General features: G+C 62.4%; 15 protein-coding genes. 10 read left to right on the top strand and 5 right to left on the bottom strand.

The genetic code is table 11. The features are described from left to right. Positions 1-37: 37 nt before the first annotated feature. Positions 38-1,054: a Bug family tripartite tricarboxylate transporter substrate binding protein gene (locus QIW53_RS07555; RefSeq protein WP_371049007.1), complete on the bottom strand. Its 1,017-nt coding sequence runs from the start codon at positions 1,052-1,054 to the stop codon at positions 38-40. Between the two features lie 381 nt (positions 1,055-1,435). On the opposite strand from QIW53_RS07555, the gene QIW53_RS07550 reads away from it, so the two are divergent. The 6 genes from QIW53_RS07550 (at position 1,436) to QIW53_RS07525 (ending at position 8,977) form a co-directional block, all read left to right on the top strand. After that, on the top strand, positions 1,436-2,776 hold the full coding sequence (locus tag QIW53_RS07550) for an MFS transporter (RefSeq protein ID WP_371049006.1): 1,341 nt from the start codon (positions 1,436-1,438) through the stop codon (positions 2,774-2,776). Then, a complete protein-coding gene (locus QIW53_RS07545) occupies positions 2,769-3,725 on the top strand; it encodes an amidohydrolase family protein (protein WP_371049005.1) in 957 nt (318 codons plus the stop codon). Before QIW53_RS07550 ends, QIW53_RS07545 begins: the two co-directional genes overlap by 8 nt. Further along, on the top strand, positions 3,722-4,726 hold the full coding sequence (locus tag QIW53_RS07540; protein ID WP_371049004.1) for a 4-hydroxythreonine-4-phosphate dehydrogenase PdxA: 1,005 nt from the start codon (positions 3,722-3,724) through the stop codon (positions 4,724-4,726). The genes QIW53_RS07545 and QIW53_RS07540 overlap by 4 nt, the downstream gene beginning before the upstream one ends. Before the next feature lie 312 nt (positions 4,727-5,038). Further along, positions 5,039-6,214, top strand: a complete 1,176-nt coding sequence (locus tag QIW53_RS07535; RefSeq protein ID WP_371049003.1) for an L-rhamnonate dehydratase — start codon at positions 5,039-5,041, stop codon at positions 6,212-6,214. 49 nt (positions 6,215-6,263) lie between these two features. After that, the gene (gene araD1, locus QIW53_RS07530; protein WP_371049002.1) at positions 6,264-7,259 is read left to right on the top strand and encodes an AraD1 family protein; all 996 of its coding nucleotides are present in this window, start codon (positions 6,264-6,266) and stop codon (positions 7,257-7,259) included. Positions 7,260-7,396: 137 nt separating this feature from the next. Beyond that, positions 7,397-8,977 carry an aldehyde dehydrogenase (NADP(+)) gene (locus QIW53_RS07525; RefSeq protein WP_371049001.1) on the top strand — a complete coding sequence of 527 codons (1,581 nt, stop codon included), beginning with the start codon at positions 7,397-7,399 and terminating at the stop codon, positions 8,975-8,977. A 56-nt stretch (positions 8,978-9,033) separates the two neighbouring features. Here the strand turns inward: QIW53_RS07525 and QIW53_RS07520 are convergent, their stop codons facing one another. Further along, positions 9,034-9,915, bottom strand: a complete 882-nt coding sequence (locus QIW53_RS07520) for a DMT family transporter (RefSeq protein ID WP_371049000.1) — start codon at positions 9,913-9,915, stop codon at positions 9,034-9,036. A gap of 72 nt (positions 9,916-9,987) precedes the next feature. Then, complete coding sequence (locus QIW53_RS07515; RefSeq protein ID WP_371048999.1) at positions 9,988-11,613, bottom strand: methyl-accepting chemotaxis protein; 1,626 nt, start codon at positions 11,611-11,613, stop codon at positions 9,988-9,990. 411 nt (positions 11,614-12,024) lie between these two features. Between QIW53_RS07515 and aceK the strand changes: the two genes are divergently transcribed. From aceK to QIW53_RS07500, 3 genes are all read left to right on the top strand, one after another. Then, positions 12,025-13,743 (top strand): bifunctional isocitrate dehydrogenase kinase/phosphatase, encoded by a 1,719-nt coding sequence (aceK, locus tag QIW53_RS07510; protein ID WP_371048998.1) that lies wholly within the window; start codon positions 12,025-12,027, stop codon positions 13,741-13,743. Between the two features lie 157 nt (positions 13,744-13,900). Continuing rightward, entirely contained in the window at positions 13,901-17,812 is a 3,912-nt protein-coding gene (hrpA, locus tag QIW53_RS07505; protein WP_371048997.1) for an ATP-dependent RNA helicase HrpA, read from the top strand. A gap of 315 nt (positions 17,813-18,127) precedes the next feature. After that, the gene (locus QIW53_RS07500) at positions 18,128-19,249 is read left to right on the top strand and encodes a beta-ketoacyl-ACP synthase III (RefSeq protein WP_371048996.1); all 1,122 of its coding nucleotides are present in this window, start codon (positions 18,128-18,130) and stop codon (positions 19,247-19,249) included. Between the two features lie 234 nt (positions 19,250-19,483). On the opposite strand, the gene QIW53_RS07495 is transcribed toward QIW53_RS07500, so the two are convergent. After that, positions 19,484-20,800 (bottom strand): putative porin, encoded by a 1,317-nt coding sequence (locus QIW53_RS07495; protein WP_371048995.1) that lies wholly within the window; start codon positions 20,798-20,800, stop codon positions 19,484-19,486. 285 nt (positions 20,801-21,085) lie between these two features. On the opposite strand from QIW53_RS07495, the gene QIW53_RS07490 reads away from it, so the two are divergent. Further along, the gene (locus QIW53_RS07490) at positions 21,086-22,210 is read left to right on the top strand and encodes a GNAT family N-acetyltransferase (RefSeq protein WP_371048994.1); all 1,125 of its coding nucleotides are present in this window, start codon (positions 21,086-21,088) and stop codon (positions 22,208-22,210) included. Positions 22,211-22,224: 14 nt separating this feature from the next. On the opposite strand, the gene aqpZ is transcribed toward QIW53_RS07490, so the two are convergent. Next, a complete protein-coding gene (gene aqpZ / locus QIW53_RS07485; RefSeq protein ID WP_371048993.1) occupies positions 22,225-22,920 on the bottom strand; it encodes an aquaporin Z in 696 nt (231 codons plus the stop codon). Positions 22,921-22,979 lie beyond the last annotated feature (59 nt).

The raw sequence follows: 22,979 nt of genomic DNA, 5'->3' as shown, positions 1-22,979 counted from the left end.
GGTGACGGCCGTGCCCAGGTGGACGGCCGTCGCTGACTCAGTTTTTCAGCCAGCCGGCTTCTTTGAACACCGGGGTGACGCGGGCGGTGTCTTTTTCGATGTAGGCGGTCAGAGGCTCGCCCTCGAGGAAGGTCGGCACCAGCGCGTTCTGCTTCACGTAAGCCTTGAACTCTGGCGTCTCGGTGACTTTGCGCATCAGTTCGACATAAAACGCCCGCTGCTCGGCGGTGACATCGCCGGGCATGAACACGGTGCGTGGGAAACGATACTGGTCGACGCCCAGGCCCTGTTCGTGACAGGTCGGGATGTCGGCCCAGGATTTGTCGCCCGCCACCTTGTCGGTGTAGCTCATGCGTTCCTGGCTGAACACGCAGAGCGGTTCGACCTGGTCACCGCGCCATTGGCTGATGCTTTCGGCGGGGTTGTTGACGTTGGCGGCGATGTGTTTGCCGGCCAGTTGCGTCGCGGCTTCGCTGCCGCTCTTGAACGGGATGTACACCAGTTTGCTGTTGGTGGTCTGGTTCAGCAGCAGGGTGAGGGTCTGGTCGACGTCCTTGGACTGGCTGCCGCCCATGCGCAACTTGCTCGGGTCGGCCTTGACCGCTTCGTAGAAGCCTTTGGCGTCCTTCCACGGCGCACCCTTGTAGCTCCAGAGAATGAAGTCATCCTCGGCCACGGCGGCGACGGGGGTCAGTTCCTGCCATTGGTAGCCCAGCTTGGATACCAGCGGCAACAGGTAGATGTTGTTGGTGCCGATCACCAGTTTTTCCGCATCGCCCTTGTTCATCTTCAGGTCGAGGAAGGCTTCGGCGCCGTTGCCGCCACCCTTGTTGAGGACGATGGTGTTGACGTCGAGCAGTTTGTGGGTGGTGATGATCGACTGGATCAGGCGGCCGAGCTGGTCGGTGCCGCCACCGGGACCGCCGGCCACGACGATTTCGACGTTCTTGTCCGGTTGCCACGCGGCTTGAGCGAGGGCGGGCAGGGTGCCGGCCGCGATCAACGAGCAGCCAAGCAACAGACGGGATGTGCGACGGACGAATGCATTTCGCATGGAAGGGCCTCGTTTTTGTAGTTGTTATGAGTGACTTGTCGGTGCTCGAAAGCTGCAAGCCTGGCCCGAGTGTGGGAAGCCTGTGCCGTCGCGTCTAGTCAAAACAATACATATACCGATAGCTTGGGGTTATCGCTCGCTGGGAAATGAATTGTCACAGTTATTGAAAGACTTGTCCCAGAGCGGTTTCATGGCATTTGGATTGCCGGGTAAGGGGGCTGAAAGCTCGGTGAAAGCGGCCTCTGCCATAACTCGAGGCTATCGCCGTATTTCCAGTTTTGATTAGACGGTTATCGCTGAGCCTTCGATAGTGCTCATCCATGCCGTCCTGAAACGGCCAATGCGACACTCCTACAAAAATAATAAATCGAGGTATGCACCATGGCTCGTCCCAGTGCTTCCCTGCATCTGCCAGACGCAGATGTCCAAACCGCCGCAGCGGCCACGGCCCGGGCGGGTACCACCAAAGCCAGCAGCGTACGCTGGCGTATCTTTGCGATTGTCTTCGCGCTGACCATGGTCAACCTGATCGACCGGGTGTCACTGTCGATTGCGATGCCGACCATCGCCCATGAATTCTCTCTGTCGCCGAGCATGCAAGGGCTGATCCTCAGCAGTTTCTTCTGGGCCTATGCGTTGTTGCAGATTCCGGGCGGGTGGATGATCGACCGATTCGGGCCGCACCGGGTGATCAGTTGGTCCACCGGGCTGTGGGGGACGTTCCAGGTGCTCGCGGCGTTTGCCACCGGCGGGTTGTCGCTGCTGTTCGCCAGGGTCGCGCTGGGAGCTGCCGAGGCACCTTTGTTCCCCTCGGGCGGCAAGCTGATTTCCCTGTGGCTGGCCCCCAGCGAACGCAGTCGCGGCGCGGTGCTGATGGACAGCGGCAGCCCGTTGGGCGTCGCGCTCGGCGGGCTGATCATCGCCTATCTGATTGCCACACTGGACTCCTGGCGACTGGCCTTCGGCATCGCCGGTGTCGCCACCCTGTTGCTGGGTTGGCTGGCGTGGCGTTATCTGCGCGATGACCCGGCCAGTCACCCGCAGGTCAATGCGCAGGAACTCGAGAAGATCAACGCCGGACGTGCCACGCCGGCTGCGGAAGCCGCGCGAGTACCGGTCAAGGGCCTGGGCATTGCGGCGCGGTCCCTTAGCGGTTTGCTGGTCGGCCGCGCCAGTTGGGCGATGGTGTATTTCGGGCTGCTGACCTGGGGGCCGAGCTACCTGGCGCAGGCCCGTGGCTTTGATATCAAGGGCATTGGTGCGGCCACCTTCGTGATTTTCATCTGTGGCGCGCTGGGTTCCTTGACCGGCGGCTTTCTGTGCGACGGCCTGATCCGTAAAGGCGTTCGCCGTGGGGTGGCGGTCAAGGGGCTGCTGGCGTTCTCCGGCCTGATCGCGCTCGGTGCCTTCCTGATGTTGCCGACCCTGACAGACCCTTTTGCGGCGGTGGCGCTGTTGGCCATGACCGCGTTTTTCCTGATGTGGGGTAGCCTCTACTGGAGCTTCCCTGCGCTGCTCGCGGCACCGGCACGGGTCGGCCTGATTGGCGGTGTGATGAACATGGCCGGCAGCACCGGCGGGATTGCGGTGCCGATCCTGGTCGGTGTGATCCTGCAAATGGCCGGTGGCTTCGCCCCGGTGCTGGGCTTCTTCGCCGTGTGCTCGGCCATCTTCGTGCTGGCCACGCTGTTCATCAGTCTGGACGAGGTGCGCCATGGTTAAGCTGTACGACGGGCCGATCATCGACGCCCATCACCATTTCTGGGACCCGACGGTCAATCCGCATCCGTGGCTCGCGCCCGAGGCCAACATCCCGTTTCGCTACGGCGACTACAGCGCGATCAAGCGGCGGTATTTTCCCGACGACTACTTCGCCGATGCCGGCCCGCACAAGGTCGTGCAAACGGTGTACATCGAGACCGAGTGGGACCCGCAGGACCCGATTGGCGAAACCCGTTTCATCGAGCGACTGGCTGCCCGTTACGGCGTGCCGAATGCGGTGGTGGCCCAGGCCTGGCTCGATCATCCGGACGCCCTCGCGGTACTCGCCGAGCAAGCGGCTTTCAAATGTGTGCGCAGCGTGCGCCACAAGCCTGGCGGGCCGACCAGCCCGGCGCAGGTGGGCCATGTGCGCAGCCTGATGAGCGACGAGCATTGGCGTCGCAGTTATGCGGCCCTGCAAGGGCTGGGGCTGCATTTCGATTTGCAGACTCCCTGGTGGAACCTGCACGAAGCCGAACGCCTGGCCCGGGACTTTCCCGGTACCACGCTGATTCTCAATCACGCCGGTCTGCCCAGTGACCGCAGCGCCGAAGGCCTGGCTGGCTGGCGCCGGGCAATGGCGCGGCTGGCCGAGTGGCCGAACGTGCAGGTGAAAATCTCCGGCCTCGGTCTCAAGGGTCAGGCGTGGCGCGCCAAGGACAACGCGTGGATCGTGCGCGAAGTGATCGCCATGTTCGGCGCCGGTCGCGTGATGTTCGCCAGCAACTTCCCGGTGGACAGCCTGTGCGGCTCGTTCGACGACATCTACAGCGGTTTCAAATCCATCGTTGCTGACCTGCCGCCGGCGGATCAGGAGCGACTGTTCTACAGCAACGCGCAGCGGGTGTATCGCTGCGAGCCGAGTGCCATCGACCGGGCACGCCCTGAATTCCTGAGGAGTGAAGCATGAACAAGACAACCATCGCCATGGTCCTGGGTGACCCCGCCGGGATTGGCCCTGAACTGATCGCCCGTTTGCTCGGCGAGCCTGAGGTACGGCGTCAGGCCAACGTGATCCTGATCGCCGACGAGGCGGAAATGCGTCGCGGCATGCGCCTGGCCGGTGCGGAGTTTCCCTACCGTCGGGTGGAGTCGCTGGAGCAACTGTCGTTCACCGACGACACCCCGTTGTTCTTTGATTTTCGCGGCGACACGGTGGGTGAATTCCCGCGCAGCGAAGCCAGTGTCATCGGCGGCCGCTACAGCCTCGACACCCTCGAAAAGGCCCTGCGCCTGACCGAGGCCGGCACCACCGACGCGGTGCTGTTCGGGCCGCTGAACAAGACGTCGCTGCACATGGCCGGCATGGCGCACAACGATGAACTGCACTGGTTTGCCGAGCTGCTGGATTTCCACGGGCCGTTCTGCGAGTTCAACGTACTCGACAACCTGTGGACGTCCCGGGTGACCTCCCACGTGGCCCTGTCCGAAGTGCCGGGCATGCTCAGCCAGGAGCGCGTGGTGGAAGCGATCCAGCTGATCGACACCGCGCTCAAGCGCAGCGGCCTGAAAAAACCGCGTATCGGCGTCTGCGGCCTGAACCCGCACAACGGCGACAACGGCTCGTTTGGCCGCGAAGAGCTGGACATCATCGGCCCGGCGGTACGTACCGCGCAGAGCCTGGGCATCGCTGCCGAAGGACCTTATCCGGGCGACACGATCTTCCTCAAGGTGCAGGGGGACGCCAGCGCATTCGACGCGGTGGTGACCATGTATCACGACCAGGGCCAGATCGCGATCAAGCTGATGGGTTTCTCCCGTGGCGTGACCGTGCAGGGCGGCCTGCCGATCCCGATCACCACCCCTGCCCATGGCACCGCTTTCGACATCGCCGGGCAAGGCAAGGCCAACCCCGGCGCGGTCCGCCAGGCCTTCGAAATCGCCTGCAGGATGGGACAGAACCGGCACTGATGGTCCACGCGTAAACCTGTGGGAGCGGGCTTGCCCGCGATAGCGGCGTGTCAGACACCTTTGCAGTGCCTGATCCACCGCCATCGCGAGCAAGCCCGCTCCCACTTTTTTTTGCTCCGAGGTGATAACTGAATACGGTCACAAATCAAAATTTGGTATCACCTCTGGTTATCGACGGATGTGCATAAGTGATTATCCGCGCTCCCCGGACGCTGGCTAAAGTCGCCCCATCGAATACCTGCAAGCCGCCAGCTGAGCGGTTCCGTGTATGCGACTCACAATGACAAGAAGCGTCAGCAAGGAACCCAATTCATGAAAATCAAAGCAATCCGTACCCGCGTTTTCGAGTGGAAAGGCAAGGTCGTTCCCCCTCAGGCGCACTTCTGCACCAACGCCAGCGACATCCTGTTCGAGCGCGGCGACGCGATGGGCTCGTTCCGGTTCCATGGCTGGCTGGTGGTGGAAGTCGAGACCGATACCGGTCTGGTCGGCATCGGCAACTGCGCCCTGGCGCCACGTGTGGCCAAGGAAATCATCGACACCTACCTGGCGCCGATCGCGATTGGCGAAGACCCGTTCGACAACGAATACATCTGGCAGAAAATGTACCGCCAGAGCCACGCCTGGGGCCGCAAAGGCATCGGCATGGCGGCGATCTCGGCGATCGACATTGCGATCTGGGACATCATGGGCAAGGCGGTCAACAAGCCCGTTTTCAAGCTGCTGGGCGGGCGTACCAAAGAGAAGATCTGGACCTACGCCTCCAAGCTCTACGCCAACGACAACCTCGACCTGTTCCTCGAAGAAGCCCAGGGCTACCTGAACCAGGGGTTTACCGCGCTGAAAATGCGCTTCGGCTACGGTCCGAAAGACGGCCCGGCGGGCATGCGCAAGAACATCGAGCAAGTGCGCGCCCTGCGTGAACTGGCCGGCCCGGACGTCGACATCATGCTCGAGTGCTACATGGGCTGGACCCTGGAATACGCGCGCCGCATGTTGCCCAAGCTGGCCGAATTCGAACCGCGCTGGCTCGAGGAGCCGGTGATCGCCGACGACATCGAGGGTTACATCGAGCTGAAGAAAATGGGGATCATGCCGATCTCCGGCGGTGAGCACGAATTCACTTCCTACGGTTTCAAAGACCTGCTGGAACGTCGCGCCGTCGACGTCATCCAGTACGACACCAACCGCGTGGGCGGCATCACTGCCGCACGCAAGATCAACGCCATGGCCGAAGCCTGGTCGGTGCCGGTGATTCCGCACGCCGGGCAGATGCACAACTATCACCTGACCATGTCCACCACGGCTTCGCCGATGGCCGAGTTCTTCCCGGTGTTCGACGTCGAGGTCGGCAACGAGCTGTTCTACTACGTGTTCAAGGGCGAGCCGCAGCCGGTCAACGGCTACATCCAGCTCGATGACAACAGACCGGGCCTGGGCCTGGAAATCTCCGATGAATACCTGAGCGACTTCAACATCATCGAGTGACCTTGAGGCGCCCCCGAACGGCGCCATCCCTGACACAGTGGAGGACAACATGCGCCTGATCCAATTCGAAAATACCCAGGGAGAACGCCAGGTCGGCGTGGTCGAGGGTTCCCTCATCCAGGTGTTGAACAACACCGCCAGCACCCGCGAACTGGCACTCGCCGCCATACGTGCGCAACGCAGCCTGCAGGAAGAAGTCGCCGTGCGGGGTACCCAGCCGGGCCCCGTTTACGCGACTCTGTTGCAGCAGGGCAAGGTCCTGCCGCCACTGGACCACGAAGACCCGGCTCATTGCCTGATCAGCGGCACCGGCCTGACTCACCTGGGCAGCGCCTCGGCACGGGACAAGATGCACCAGCAGGAGGGCGCGGTCGAAGCGGGCATGACGGACACCATGCGCATGTTCCAATGGGGCCTGGAAGGTGGCAAACCGTCAGCCGGGCAGGTGGGTGCGCAGCCCGAGTGGTTCTACAAGGGCGACGGCAGTATCGTCGTGCGCCCCGGCGCGAACTTCCCGGTGCCACCGTTCGCCGAGGATGCCGGTGAGGAACCGGAGCTGACCGGCCTCTATGTGATCGGCGACGACGGCCTGCCGTATCGCGTCGGTTACGCCCTGGGCAACGAGTTCTCCGATCATGTGATGGAGCGGCGCAATTACCTGTACCTGGCGCACTCGAAACTGCGCAGTTGCGCCTACGGTCCCGAGTTGCGCGTCGGCGAGTTGCCCCGGCACCTGGTGGGCACCAGCCGCATCGTGCGTAACGGCGAAACGCTCTGGGAAAAGGAATTCCTCAGCGGTGAGGACAACATGTGCCACAGCCTCGCCAACCTGGAATTTCACCACTTCAAGTACGCGCAGTTCCTGCGTCCCGGCGATGTGCATGTGCATTACTTCGGCACGGCCACGCTGTCGTTCGCCGACGGGGTGAAGACCCAGCCGGGGGATCGTTTCCAGATCAGCCTGGACGAGTTTGGCGCGCCGTTGGTCAATGGTATCGGGGAAAGTGCGCAGCCTTTGGCCATCGGCCAGGTTCGCACTTTGTAGGAGCGAGCGTGCTCCGTGCGGCGTTCCGACGAATGTCGCCAACGGTGGCGCGGTTTGCCTGAATGAACGCAGTGTCAGGACGTTTTTTCGCGAGCAAGCTCGCTCCTACAGCTACGCCAGACGATCAAGGAATATTCATGACCACGCTACTCGGACACAACTACATCGGCGGACGCCGCAGTGCCAACGGCACCGTGCAACTGCAAAGCCTCGACGCCACCACCGGTGAACCCTTGCCGGTGCGGTTCTTCCAGGCCAGCGAAGCCGAGGTGGATGCCGCCGCCAAGGCCGCTGCGGCGGCGTACCCGATCTACCGCAACCTGAGTGCGGAACAACGCGCCACGTTCCTCGACGCCATCGCCGATGAAATCGATGCGCTGGGCGATGAGTTCGTCGCCACCGTCTGCCGCGAAACCGCTTTGCCGCCAGGGCGGATTCAAGGCGAGCGCGGGCGTACCAGCGGTCAGCTGCGGCTGTTCGCCAAGGTCCTGCGGCGTGGCGACTTCTACGGTGCGCGAATCGACCGGGCGCTGCCGGACCGCCAACCGCTGCCGCGTCCTGACCTGCGTCAGTACCGCATCGCCCTCGGCCCGGTGGCGGTGTTCGGTGCGAGCAACTTTCCGCTGGCCTTTTCCACGGCCGGTGGCGATACCGCGTCGGCCCTGGCCGCCGGCTGCCCGGTGGTGTTCAAGGCGCACAGCGGGCACATGGCCACGGCCGAGTGGGTCGCCAACGCGATCATCCGCGCCGCCGAACGCACGGGCATGCCGGCCGGTGTGTTCAACATGATCTACGGCGCGGGCGTGGGCGAGTGGCTGGTCAAGCACCCGGCGATCCAGGCGGTCGGGTTTACCGGTTCGCTCAAGGGCGGCAATGCCTTAAGTCACATGGCCGCGACCCGAGCGCAGCCGATCCCGGTGTTCGCCGAAATGTCGAGCATCAACCCGGTGTTCCTGTTGCCCGAAGCGCTTCAGGTACGTGGTGAGCAGATCGCGGCGCAACTGGCCGGTTCGGTGACGTTGGGGTGTGGCCAGTTCTGCACCAACCCGGGCCTGGTCATCGGCCTGCGCTCGCCGCAGTTCAGCGCCTTTTTGCAGGCGTTCTGCACCACCATGAACGAGCAGCCGGCGCAGACCATGCTCAACGCCGGTGCTTTGGCCAGCTACAGTCACGGCCTGGGGGAGCTGCACGAGCATCCGGGGCTGAGCCACCTGGCGGGCCAGCCGCAGCAAGGCAAGCAGGCGCAACCGCAGGTGTTCAAGGCCGATGTCAGCCTGCTGCTCAAGGGTGACCAACTGCTTCAGGAAGAGGTGTTCGGACCGACCACCATCGTCATCGAAGTCGAGGATCGGGCGCAGCTCGCGGCGGCGCTGCACGGCTTGCGCGGGCAACTGACCGCGACGCTGATTGGCGAGGCCGATGAGTTGCTGGAGTACCGCTGGCTGACCGACGTGCTGCAGGAAAAGGTCGGTCGAATCCTGCTCAACGGTTATCCGACCGGGGTCGAGGTGTGTGACGCGATGGTGCATGGCGGCCCGTACCCCGCGACCTCCGATTCCCGGGGAACCTCGGTGGGCACGCTGGCAATCGACCGCTTCCTGCGGCCGGTGTGCTTCCAGAACTACCCGGATGCGTTGCTGCCCGAGGCGTTGCAGGACAGTAACCCGCTGGGGATTCGGCGGTTGGTGGATGGGGAGTTGAGTCACTCGTCGCTTTGATCTGCATTGTGTGGATGTCCGTCATCGCCGGCTTGCCGGCGATGGCAGTACAGACCCTACCTGGCCGGCTTCAACACCAACCACAACGCCGCCGCAATCAACACCCCGCCATACACGTGCGCAATCGACAGCGGTTCGTCCAGCAACAGCGCGCCCCACAGCACGCCAAACGGCGGAATGAGGAAGGTCGTCGTCATCGATTTCACCGGGCCGATCGAGCTCAGCAGGCGGAAGTAGATGATGTAGGCGAACGCGGTGCACACCAGCCCCAACCCCAGCAGCGACAGCCAGACATTCCAGCCGCCCCAGCTTGCCGGTGGCTGGCTGATCACGCTGTAGCCGAACAGCGGCAGCAGGAACAGGGTCGCCCCGAGCATGCTGCCCAGCGCCGACAGGCGACTGTCGAGCCCTCCGGCCTGGTCCAGCCAGCGGCGGGCGAGGAATCCGGCGAAGCCGTAGCAGGTGGTGGCGAGCAGGCAGGCGAGGGCGCCCATCAGCAGTTGCAGATCGAACGTCACCGGCCCGGCGCGGGTCAGCACACCCACGCCGAACAGGCCGAGGAACACCCCGCCGAGTTTGGCGGCGGTCAGTCGTTCACTGAAAAACAGCCCGCCGATCAACACGCCCATCAATGGCGTCGTCGCGTTGAAAATCGCCGAGTAGCCGGCAGGCAGTACCTGGGCCGCCACCGAATAAAGGGTCGCCGGAATCCCGGAGTTGATCACCCCGAGCAGCATCACGGTTTTCAGTTTGCCCTTGAAATCCCAGCGCACGCGCAGCAGCCCGAGAATCATCAGCAACCCGACGGCGGCAATCGAGACACGGAAAAACGCCGTGGGAATGGGGCCGATCACCGGGGCAATGATGCGCATGAATAGAAAGCTCGCACCCCAGATCGCCGCCAGCGACAGCAGACGCACAGAATCGACAGGGCTCACGGTGCACTCCTTCCTTTGATGGGGGCGAGAGTGTTGCCGAGCGCCTTGTCGATGGCAACCGCAAAACCGGCATTAAATTACAAAACGTGTCACCAGACCATTGAGATCAACCGCCAGGCGCGACAGTTCATGGCTGGCGGCCGACGTCTGGGTCGCGCCTGCGGCCGTCTGGGTCGACAGATCGCGGATGTTCACCAGGTTCTGATCGACTTCCCGGGCCACCAGTGCCTGCTGTTCGGCGGCGCTGGCGATCACCAGGTTGCGCTCGTTGATCTGCGAGATAGACGCCGTGATTTTTTCCAGTGCACTGCCGGCACTGTTGGCCCGGCGCAAGGTCTGGTTCGCGTGCTCGGCACTGCTTTGCAAGGCGCCGACCGTGGCCCCGGTGCCTTGCTGGATATTGCTGATCATCAGCTCGATTTCTTCGGTGGAATTCTGCGTGCGTTGCGCCAGCGAGCGCACTTCGTCGGCCACCACGGCAAAACCGCGTCCGGCTTCACCGGCGCGCGCCGCTTCGATGGCAGCATTGAGCGCCAGCAGGTTGGTCTGCCCGGCGATGCCGCGAATCACCTCCAGCACCTTGCTGATGTCCTGCGCCTGGACGGCCAGGCCCTGGGCCTGCTCCGAGGCGCCCAGCACTTCACTGACCAGGCCCTGGATCGAGGCGATGGTTTCGCTGACCTGAACGTGGCCGTGCTTGCTGTCCTCGTTCGAGGCCTGGGACGCTTCGGCGCTGGACACGGCATTGCTGGCCACTTCATCCACGGCCGTGCTCATTTCGGTGACGGCGGTGGCGGCCATTTCGATCTGGTCGTTCTGTTGTTGCAGGCTGCGGGTGCTTTCCTCCATCACCGAACTCATCTCTTCGGCGGCGGAAGCCAGTTGTCGGGCCGACTCACTGATGCCGTGGATGGTCGAACGCAGGTTGCCCTGCATGTCGGTCAAGGCATCGAGCAACTGCGCAGCTTCGTCCTTGCCGTCGCTGACGACTTTGCCGCTGAGGTCACCCGAGGCAATCCGGCGGGCGACGTCCAGGGCCTGATTGATGGGCGTGGTGATGCTGCGGGTCAGCGCCCAGGCCAGGAGCAGGGTGGCCAGCAAGGCAACGACGATGATCGAGCCGACGATCCATTGCGCCCGCTGGTATAACGCCGTGGCGGCGTCGGCGGCGGTGTCGGCACCTTGCTGGTTGAAGCTGATCATCGACTCCAGGATTTTGTCCAGCTGGATGCCCTGCGCGTTGGATTCGACGTTGAGGTGCTCGTAGGCCTGGCTGTCATGGCCGGCGTCAATGTGGGCAATGACCTGGTCGACGAGCGACAGGTACTTGGCGACGGTTGACTTGAGGCTGTCGAGCATGGCCCGTTCCTGGTCGCTCGACAGCAGGGCCGCGTGATCCTCGAGACGCTGGAGCAACTCCTGGCGTTGGGCGCTGATGATGCCCTTGCTCTTCTGCCTGACGTCACTGTGGCTGCTGGTCCTCAGGCGCAACGACTCCAGGCGGATGGTCGCAATGTTGGCCGCGCTGTCGTGGATGCGCTCGCTGCTCGGCATCCATGATTCTTCAATGATTCTGGCGCTTTCGCGCAAGGTCGCCATCTGACCGAGCCCAAACAGCCCGACCAGTACCAGAAGACCGGCGAGAACGGCGAAACTCAAATTGGCGCGCAAACCGATGCGCAGGTTTCTGAAAGGCATGCAAGTGCTCCTTGGACATAGTGAGAGAAATCGTCCTCGTGAGCCGAAGATCTTGTTTTCAGGCAGGTTAACGACGCGTATATATCAAAGTGCCACTATTTTGGTAAGACCAATCCGATCGCTCTGGACGGCGAGAGGCGACGGCGGAAAAACCCTGTGAGCGTGGCGCGCTCCTCCGCACTGGCACTGAATTGGATCCGAAAGCCACAGGATTCGCGGTCTCGAGTGAATCGATTCATCTACGAGACATGAAGGTTTCCATGCATTTTCTGACTAAACGGTCGATTTAAAAAAAACGAAATAAATGTCGTGGCCGCTCGATTCATCCGCACAACGGCCGAAATTACCCTTCTCCTGCATCGGGTTCACTGGCTAAGCTCAGGTCTTCCAGATACCCGCAGAGGTTTCACCATGCCGCAGCAATGGCCCGCCGCCGATATCGCCCGAATGGTCCTCGATGGCTTTGACGATTACCGTGAACATTTTCGCCAGATCACCGACGGCGCCCGGGCGCGGTTCGAACAGGCCCAGTGGCAGGCGACGCAGGAGGCGTCGGCGGCACGGATCAACCTCTATGAAGAAAAAGTCGGTGAAACGGTGCAGCGGCTGCGTATCGCCTTCGATACCGACACCCTGGATGTCAGCTGCTGGCCGCTGGTCAAGAGCGCCTACATCAGCCTGATCGACCTGCGCTTCGACGATGAGTTGTCCGAGACCTGGTACAACTCGATTTTCTGCGGCCTGTTCAGCCATGACCTGATCAGCGACGGCTGCATGTTCATTCACACCACCCGGCCCAGCCTGCGTCGGGCACGCGCCGCGCAAACCCGCACCTACAAACCACAGGGCCACCTGGCGCAGATGCTGGCGAGCATTTTTGCCGACTACCGTTTCCGCGAGGATTACGCCGACCTGCCGGGCGACCTGCGGCGCCTCGAAGCGCAACTGCGCGAGAATTTGCCCGACTGGGTGTGCAAGGACCCGGACCTGAGCGTCGAGTTGTTCTCCTCGGTGCTGTACCGCAACAAGGGCGCGTACCTGGTGGGGCGCATCTTCACGGCCGATGAGCAGTGGCCGCTGGCGATTCCGCTGCTGCACCTGGAAGGTCGCGGCATCCAGATCGATGCGCTGATCACCGACGAAGCCGATGTCTCGATCATCTTCTCCTTCACCCGTTCGTATTTCATGGTGGATGTGCCGGTGCCGGCGGAGTTCATCGGCTTCCTCAAACGCATCCTGCCGGGCAAGCACATCGCCGAGCTGTACACCTCCATCGGTTTCTACAAGCACGGCAAATCGGAGTTCTACCGGGCGCTGATCAATCACCTGGCCAACACCGACGACCAGTTCATCATGGCCCCCGGCGTGCGCGGCATGGTGATGAGCGTGTTCACCCTGCCGGGGTTCAACACCGTGTTCAAAATCATCAAGGACCGGTTTTCTCCATCGAAAAACGTCGACCGCGCCACGGTGATCGAGAAGTACCGGCTGGTGAAAGGCGTCGACCGCGTCGGGCGCATGGCCGATACCCAGGAGTTCGCCGACTTCCGTTTTCCACTGGGCAAATTCGAACCGGCCTGCCTGGAAGAATTGCTCGAAGTGGCGCCGTCCACGGTGTCGGTCGAAGGTGACACGGTGCTGATCCGCCACTGCTGGACCGAGCGGCGGATGACACCGCTGAACCTGTACCTGGACAACGCCAACGAGGCGCAAGTGCGCGAGGCGCTGGACGACTATGGGCTGGCGATCAAGCAACTGGCGGCGGCCAACATCTTTCCCGGCGACATGCTGCTGAAGAATTTCGGCGTGACCCGTCACGGTCGCGTGGTGTTCTATGACTACGACGAAATCTGTTTCCTGACTGAAGCCAACTTCCGCCACATCCCGGCGCCGCGCACGCCCGAGGATGAAATGGCCTCGGAGCCCTGGTATTCGATCGGACCGCTGGATGTGTTCCCGGAAGAGTTTCCGCCGTTCCTGTTTGCCGATGCCGGGCAGCGCAAGTTGTTCGATCAGTTGCATGGCGAGTTGTACAACGCCGATTACTGGAAAGGGTTGCAGGAGGCGATCCGGGCGGGGAAGGTGATCGATGTGTTCCCGTATCGGCGCAAGGGGCTGGATGGCGAGTAGCTGGCCGCGATTGCTGCGCAATCGATCGCGGGCAAGCCCGCTCCCACAATGATCACGGCAAGCCTGTGGCAGCGCGGCTGCTCGCGATGGCCGCGCAGCGGTCGCAAATCTGCGACAATCGGCACCCTGCGCCACTAGACGACTTATTGCCGACCCGATGACCGACCAATCGCCTTCCATCGACAAACTGCTGAAAAATCTCGATCACGCCATGCTCGCCGACCGTCACCGGCTGCGGCGGCAGTTGCTTGAGCTGCGCAAGAAACCCGACGAGGCCAAGCTGGCCCAATGGGTGGCGCGCATGCAGGCGTCCTGCGATCAGGTGCTGGCGCGCAAGGCCAGCCTGCCGGTGATTCGTTACGACGACAGCCTGCCGATTGCCGCCAAGCGCGACGAAATCAAGCAGGCGCTGGAACAGCACCAGGTGCTGATCATTGCCGGTGAAACCGGTTCGGGTAAAACCACCCAGTTGCCGAAGATCTGCCTGGAAATCGGTCGCGGCCAGCACGGCCTGATCGGCCACACCCAGCCGCGCCGGATCGCCGCGCGCAGTGTCGCCAGCCGTGTCGCCGAGGAGCTGGGCACGCCCTTGGGCGCGCTGGTCGGTTACCAGGTGCGTTTCGAGGATCAGAGCGACGCCAACACCCTGATCAAGCTGATGACCGACGGCATCCTGCTGGCGGAAACCCAGAACGACCGTTACCTGGAACGCTACGACACGATCATCGTCGACGAGGCCCACGAACGCAGCCTCAACATCGATTTCCTGTTGGGTTACCTGAAAACCCTGCTGCCGCGCCGTCCGGACCTGAAAGTCATCATCACCTCGGCGACCATCGACCTGGAGCGCTTCTCCAGGCATTTTGACGACGCGCCGATCGTCGAGGTGTCCGGTCGTACCTTCCCGGTGGACACCTGGTATCGCCCGCTGACCCTGGAGCAGGACGAAGAGGGCAACCGGGTCGAGGATGACCTGACCGTGGACCAGGCGATTCTCGCCACCCTCGACGAAATCGCCGCCTATGAGCGCAGCGAACGCCGCAGCCCCGGCGACGTGCTGGTGTTCCTGCCCGGCGAACGGGAGATCCGCGACGCCGCCGACATGCTGCGCAAGGCCCAGCTCAAGCACACCGAAATCCTGCCGTTGTACGCGCGGCTCTCGCCGGCCGAGCAGCAGCGGATTTTCCAGTCGCACCCGGGCCGGCGCGTGGTGCTGGCGACCAACGTCGCCGAAACCTCGCTGACCGTGCCGGGCATTCGTTACGTGATCGACAGCGGCACTGCGCGCATCAGCCGCTACAGCTACCGCGCCAAGGTCCAGCGCCTGCCCATCGAAGCGATTTCCCAGGCCAGCGCCAACCAGCGCAAAGGCCGTTGCGGGCGGGTCGAACCCGGTATCTGCGTGCGCTTGTACAGCGAAGAGGATTTCCTCGGTCGCCCGGAATTCACCGATCCTGAAATCCTGCGCACCAACCTGGCGGCGGTGATCCTGCAGATGCTGCACCTGCGCCTGGGTGAAATCACCGATTTCCCCTTCATCGAGCCGCCGGATGGCAAGGCCATCAGCGACGGTTTCAATCTGTTGCAGGAACTCTCGGCGGTGGACCGCAACAGCCAGCTGACGCCGCTCGGCCGCCAACTGGCGCGGCTGCCGGTGGACCCGCGCATGGGGCGCATGTTGCTGGAAGCGGCCAAACTCGGCAGCTTGCAGGAAGTGCTGATCGTCGCCAGCGCCATGTCGATCCAGGACCCGCGCGAGCGTCCACCGGAGCGTCAGCAGGCGGCGGACCAGGCGCATGCGCAGTGGAAGGATCCGGACTCGGATTTCGCCGCGCTGGTCAATTTGTGGCGCGGTTTTGAAGAGCAGCGCCAGGCGCTGAGTGCCAGCCCGTTGCGCAACTGGTGCCGCAAGAACTTCCTCAATTACTTGCGTCTGCGCGAGTGGCGGGACTCCCATCGCCAGTTGAGCCTGATCTGTCGTGACCTGCAATTGAGCCTCAACAAGGAACCGGCGGATTACCCGAAACTGCACAAGGCGGTGCTGGTGGGCCTGCTCAGCCAGATCGGCCAGAAGACCGAAGACGGCGATTATCTGGGCGCCCGTCAGCGGCGATTCTGGATTCATCCGTCGTCGGGCATCGGCAAGAAACGCCCGCAATGGCTGATGACCGCCGAACTGGTGGAGACCACCAAGCTCTATGCGCGCATGGTCGCCAAGATCGACGCCGACTGGATCGAGCCACTGGCCGGGCACCTGATCAAGAAGAACCACTTCGAGCCCCATTGGGAGAAGAAGCGCGGGCAGGTCGTGGCCTACGAGCAGATCACCCTGTTCGGGCTGATCGTGGTCGGGCGCCGGCCGGTGCATTTCGGGCCGGTGGACCCGGTGGTGTCTCGCGAGCTGTTTATCCGCGAAGGCCTGGTGCGCGGTGAAATCCAGTCGAAGGCCAAGTGCCTGGCGGCCAATGCGCAGTTGCTGGAGCAACTCGACGAACTCGAAGCCAAGGCCCGTCGGCGCGACATTCTCGCCGACGAAGAAACCCTGTATGCGTTCTACGATGCGCGACTGCCGGCAGAGATTCATCAGACCGCGACCTTCGACAGCTGGTATCGGGTCAACAGCCAGAAAGATCCCCAACTGCTGATCATGCGCGAGGAAGACGTGCTGGCCCGCGAGGCCAGTGAAATCACCGCGATGCAGTACCCCGACACCTTGCACATCGGCGATCTGGAACTGGCCCTCAGTTATCACTTCGAGCCCAACCACCCGCGCGATGGCGTGACCTTGCGCGTGCCGGCGCCGCTGTTGCCGATGCTGCCGCCGGAGCGCCTGGAGTGGCTGGTGCCGGGGGTGATCGAAGCCAAGTGCATCGCACTGGTGCGCAACCTGCCCAAGGCGCTGCGCAAGAATTTCGTGCCGGTCCCGGACTTCGTCAAGGCCGCGTTGCAGCGCATGACCTTTGCCGAGGGCTCGTTGCCCCAGGCGCTGGGTCGCGAGTTGCTGCGCATGACCGGCGCGCGGGTCAGCGATGAAGCCTGGGCGGAAGCGGCGCAGCAGGTCGAAAGCCATCTGCGCATGAACCTGGAAATCGTCGACGGCCAGGGTAAGTTCCTCGGCGAAGGGCGGGATCTGGCGGAGCTGACCGCACGTTTCGCCGAAGCCAGCCAGGCCGCACTGGCGGTGCCGCAAACCGCGAAAAGCCAGCAGCCGGTCGAGCCGAAAGTCTTCGCCGCCGTCGCCGAGAAAACCCAGCAGAAGATTGCCGGCTTGTCGATGACGGTCTATCCGGCCTTGGTGGAGGAGGCGGGCACGGTCAAGGAGGGGCGTTTCTCGACGCCGGCCGAAGCTGAATTCCAGCATCGCCGCGCTCTGCAACGCTTGCTGATGCAGCAGTTGGCGGAACCGGCCAAGTTCCTGCGCGGCAAGTTGCCGGGGCTGACCGAGCTGGGCCTGCTGTACCGCGACATGGGGCGCGTCGATGCGCTGGTGGAAGACATTCTGCTGGCCAGCCTCGACAGCTGCATTCTCGATGGCGAAGACCCGTTGCCCCGCGATGGCGCTGCATTGGCGTCGCTGGCCGAGCGCAAGCGTGGTAACTGGACCGAACACGCCGAGCGGCTGGCGAAACTGACCCTGGAGATTCTCAAGCTCTGGCACGGCCTGCAAAAACGCTTCAAGGGCAAGATCGACCTGGCGCAGGCGGTGGCGCTGAACGACATCAAGCAGCAACTCAGCCAACTGGTGTACCCGGGGTTTGTCCGCCAAACGCCGATGCAATGGCTCAAGGAGTTGCCGCGTTACCTCAAGGCCATCGAACAGCGTTTCGAAAAACTCGGTGCCCAGGTGCAGAAGGATCGGGTCTGGAGCGGCGAGTTGTCCGGGTTATGGGCCCAGTACCAGGCTCGCGCGACCAAGCACGCCCAGGAAGGCAAGCGCGATCCGCAGCTCGAGCTGTACCGTTGGTGGCTGGAGGAGTACCGGGTGTCGCTGTTCGCCCAGCAGTTGGGGACCAAGGTGCCGATCTCGGACAAGCGCCTGAGCAAGCAGTGGAGCCAGGTGGAGCCCTAGCACAATTCCCTGTGGGAGCGGGCTTGCTCGCGAAAGCGCTGCGTCAGTCAACATTGGTGTTGAGTTGACGGCCCCTTCGCGGGCAAGCCCGCTCCCACAGGGGAATGTCGTTGATATTGCAAAAGGCGCCAAAATCCAAGGTTTATGGCAAACTTCGCGACCATAAACGCCGGTTTCGCGACCCAGAGCCTTCGCTCTGGGCGGATCCCGGAATAAAGCGACGCCAGGTTTGCGTCCCCGGGATGGGAACAGACCCATTGTGTATTGGTACGTCGGTGCCAATGCTTTCTGCCTGAACAGATTAGAGAAACGACCATGCATAACGTCGTCATCAGCGGCACCGGCCTGTACACCCCGGCCAACAGCATCTCCAACGAAGAGCTGGTGCAGTCTTTCAACACCTACGTCGCACAGTTCAACGCCGACAACGCCGAGGCCATCGCCAGTGGCGAAGTCCAGGCCCTGACCGAATCCAGCGCCGCGTTCATCGAAAAAGCTTCGGGCATCAAAAGCCGCTTTGTCATGGACAAGGAAGGCATTCTCGACCCGCAACGCATGACGCCACGCCTGCCGGAACGCTCGAATGACGAGTGGTCGGTCCTCTGCCAGATGGCCATCGGTGCCGCCGAGCAAGCCTTGCAGCGCGCCGGCAAGACCGCAGCGGACATCGACGGTGTGATCGTCGCGTGTTCCAACCTGCAACGTGCGTATCCGGCCATCGCCATCGAAGTCCAGGAAGCGCTGGGCATTCAGGGTTTCGGTTACGACATGAACGTGGCCTGCTCCTCGGCCACCTTCGGCATTCAGGCCGCCGCCAACAGCATTCAACTGGGCCAGGCCCGGGCGATCCTGATGGTGAACCCGGAAGTCTGCACCGGTCACCTGAATTTCCGTGACCGCGACAGCCACTTCATCTTCGGCGACGCGGCCACCGCCGTGATCATCGAACGCGCTGACCAGGCCACGTCGCCGTACCAATTCGACATTGTCAGCACCAGGCTGTTGACCAAGTTCTCCAACAACATCCGCAACAACTTCGGTTTCCTCAACCGCGCGGCGGAAGAGGGCGTTGGCGCCAGGGACAAGTTGTTCGTCCAGGAAGGTCGCAAGGTGTTCAAGGAAGTCTGCCCGATGGTGGCCGAGCTGATTGGCCAGCATCTGGAAGAGAACCAGCTCAATGTCGCCGACGTGAAGCGTTTCTGGCTGCACCAGGCCAACCTCAGCATGAACCACCTGATCGTCAAGAAACTGCTGGGCCGCGATGCGACCGAGCAGGAAGCCCCGGTGATTCTCGACACCTACGCCAACACCAGCTCCGCCGGTTCGGTGATTTCGTTCCACAAGAACCAGGACGACCTGGCGCCGGGTTCGCTGGCGGTGCTCAGCTCGTTCGGTGCGGGTTATTCGATTGGCAGTGTGATTTTGCGTAAACGGTAAAACTGTCGGAGCGGACTTGTCCCGGGCGGCGTTCCGACGATGGTGGTCAACGATGACGCGGCTGTCTGATGCCCCGCGTTGTCTGACCCTCCATCGCGAGCATGCTCGCTCCTACAGGTTTCGCGGCAACAAAAAAACTCGCGCTGCTGTATCGGACGGATGATGGGGACCGATACGGCAACGCGAGTTTATGAAATCAGCTCAGGCTTCCCTGCCCGGGCCGTGTAGCGGTTATCAGAACTTCGCTTCAGCATCCAGTTGCAGGGTGTTGATTTTCGAGTCCTTCAAGGTGGCGTTGGTGTAGTCGGAGTCCGCCATCAAGTACGTCGCGCCCAGCGAGAAGTTCTTGTCCAGGTCGTAGCTCACTTTCAACTTGCTGCCACGCGAACCGGTGAAACCGTTGGCGAAGTCGGAGTCGGTGAAGGCACCGACCACCGCGTTACGCTGTACGTCGCGGTAGTTGTAATCGATGCCGAAGCCGTAGACCTTGGTCTTGGCACCGACCAGCCAGCCCATGTCCTGGTCGTTGCTGGCGTCGTCGTTGTTGACCACTTGGCCGTACAGCGACAGCGGCATTGGCAGGCCGCCGATGTCCAGCTGACCGAAGCCTTCGTACAGTTTGAACTGCTCGTTCGCGCTGTTGCCGTTGATGGCCAGGCGGCAGGTGTTGGCGGTGCAAGTGTTGTTGATATCGTTGTCGTTGTCGTACGCGTAGATACTGCCACCCAGAGTCATTTTCAGGTTGTCAGTGATCGCGAAGCGTGCGCCCAACTGGCCGGCGTACAGACGCAGGTCGTGACGGAACTGCTTGCCTTCGCCGTCGACGTTGTCCTTGAGGGTGTAGTGGCCGGCGCTGCCGAACAGCTCGGTGCTGCCACCCAGCGGGTATTTGTAAGAAGCCGAGAGACCTTCCGGGCTGATGTCGCTATCCCAGATAATGTCGCCCATGCTCACCCATTGCTGTGGCATCTTGCCGCCAACGAGGTGCAGGTTCTTGATGGCGTCAGGGTGGTAGTCAACGTAACCCTGGTCCAGCCAGATGTCTTTCTTGGTGAAGTTGTTGTCCAGGCTCTGGTTGGTAGAGCGAGGATCGTTGTCGCTGCCGGTGGCGATACGGATACCGGTGTCCACTTGCGGGTTGATTTCGGTGTAGGCGCCCAGACGCACACGAATACGCTGACGATCCTGGTCGCCCGTGTTGGAAACACCGTCGTTCTTCACGGTTTCCTGACGGAAGCGAACATCACCCTTGAACTGGGTCTTGGCCGCCCACGCCAGTTTCTGGTCGAAGGAGCTCAGCTCGTTGGTTTTCTTGGCGGTCGCTGCGATCTGCTCATTGGTCTCTTGTTGAGCCTGGCGAGCGATTTGCTGTTCTTTCTGATCCCGGGCCAGTTCGGCTTGCAGTTCAGTGTACTGCGCATTGCTAATCGAACCGTTAGCCTTGAGCATGTCGAGCAGTTTGGCGTCGACTGCGGCGCTGGCCGGTACACTCATGGCCAGCAGCAGGCCGCCACACAGGGCCGCCGCAGTTTTTGTGGAAGCAAGACGCATATCAATCTCCGAAGGATAAGAGAGGATGACGTGGTCATCCAGGACACAACCGACCGTTGAAGGGCGGAAAACAGTGACCGGGCGTTAGAACCCGGCGCTCTAAAAACTGGCGCCAGTATCGCGATGGTTTATGACAAAGCGGTGGCAAAGTGATGGCGTCTCGATGACGATTCAGGGGCTGTCTGAACTTTTGTTTTGCACGTCTGTCGCCGGTTCACGAGCTGTGCATCTGATCGCGATGAGCGATACTGGCGAGGCTCTAGACCGCGAATTGGAGAGGATTCAATGCCGTTGCAACGCCTGCACAATCTGTCCGAAATCGACTCGGACACGTGGGATGGCTTGGTGCCACAGTCTCAGCCGTTCCTGCGTCACGCCTTTCTCAGCGCGCTGGAAGACAGTGGCAGCGTCGGTGCGCATTCCGGCTGGCAGCCGGAGCACTTGCTGCACATCGAAGGCGATCGTCTGCTCGCAGCGTTGCCCAGTTACCGCAAATGGCATTCCTACGGCGAGTACGTCTTCGATCACGCATGGGCGGATGCCTGCGAGCGTGCCGGCATCGACTACTACCCGAAGCTGCTGACCGCCGTGCCGTTCAGCCCGGTCAGCGGGCCACGCTTGCTGGCCGGCACGCTTGAAGACGGTTTCGAGTTGCTCAAGAGCCTGCCGGGTTACCTGGAGATCGAGGGGTTTTCCAGTGCCCACGTCAATTTCACCGATCCATTCACCGACGCCGCCCTGGCCGAACAACCCGGCTGGTTGCAGCGCATTGGCTGCCAGTACCACTGGCAGAATCGCGGCTATGGGGATTTCCAGGACTTCCTCGACAGCCTCAGTTCACGCAAGCGCAAGCAGATGCGCAAGGAACGGGAACAGGTGGCGGGTCAGGGGATCGACTTCGAGTGGCTGGAAGGTCGGGAACTGGACGAGGCACAGTGGGATTTCGTGTATGCCTGCTACGCCAATACCTATGCAGTACGTCGGCAACGGCCTTATCTGACCCGCGAGTTCTTCAGCCTTTTGGCCGAGCGCATGCCCGAGGCCATTCGCGTGGTGCTGGCCAAACAGGCTTCACGGCCGGTGGCCATGGCGTTCAGCCTGGTCGGTGGTGACAGTTTTTATGGCCGCTACTGGGGCTGCCTGGCGGAATTCGACCGCCTGCATTTCGAGACCTGTTTCTATCAGGGCATGGACTACGCGATTGCCCACGGCTTTGCGCGCTTCGATGCCGGCGCCCAGGGCGAGCACAAGCTGATTCGCGGCTTCGAGCCGGTGATCACCCATTCCTGGCATTACCTGCGTCATCCGGGCCTGAAGGCGGCGGTCAAGGATTTCCTGCAACAGGAACGCCTGGGTGTATTGGCATACGCCGAGGAAGCGCGGACCGCCTTGCCGTATCGGCAAGGCTGATCCCTCTCAAGGGGCTAGGTGCCTTCCTTGCCCAGCCATCGATAGGTCACGCCGCCGATGACCGCGCCGAGCAAGGGCGCGACCCAGAACATCCACAATTGCGCGATGGCCCAGCCGCCGACGATCAGGGCCGGGCCGGTACTGCGGGCCGGGTTGACCGAGGTGTTGGTGACGGGAATCGAGATCAGGTGGATCAGCGTCAGGGCCAAACCGATGGCGATCGGTGCCAGCCCGGCCGGTGCGCGCTTGTCGGTGGCACCGAGAATGATCAGCACGAACATCGCCGTCATCACCAGCTCGCAGACGAAGCCTGCCACCATCGAGTATTTCCCGGGAGAGTGCTCGCCGTAGCCGTTGGAGGCGAGGCCGGCTGTCAGGTCGAAACCTTCCTTGCCGCTGGCGATTAAGTAGATCAGGCCGGCGGCGATAATCGCGCCAATGACCTGGGCGACGATGTACGCGGGCAGCTCACGGGCGGGGAACCGTCCCCCTACGGACAGGCCCACCGAAACGGCGGGGTTCAGGTGGCAGCCGGAAATGTGGCCAATGGCGAACGCCATGGTCAACACCGTCAGGCCAAACGCCAGGGCCACGCCCAGCACCCCGATTCCCAGCGGAGACGACGCGGCGAGGACCGCACTGCCGCAACCCCCCAACACCAGCCAGAACGTACCTAGCAACTCAGTGACTGAACGTTTGAACAGAGACATGAGAGCGTCCTTGATAGGCTTGCTATCGAGACTGCATCGAGTTGTGCATCCTGCAGACT

The sequence above is a fragment of the Pseudomonas fluorescens genome (genome assembly GCF_041354075.1).
Lineage (GTDB): Bacteria > Pseudomonadota > Gammaproteobacteria > Pseudomonadales > Pseudomonadaceae > Aquipseudomonas > Aquipseudomonas fluorescens_CE.
The sequence above is the reverse complement of the archived record's forward strand: the minus strand, read 5'-3'. Positions and strand labels throughout refer to the sequence as shown.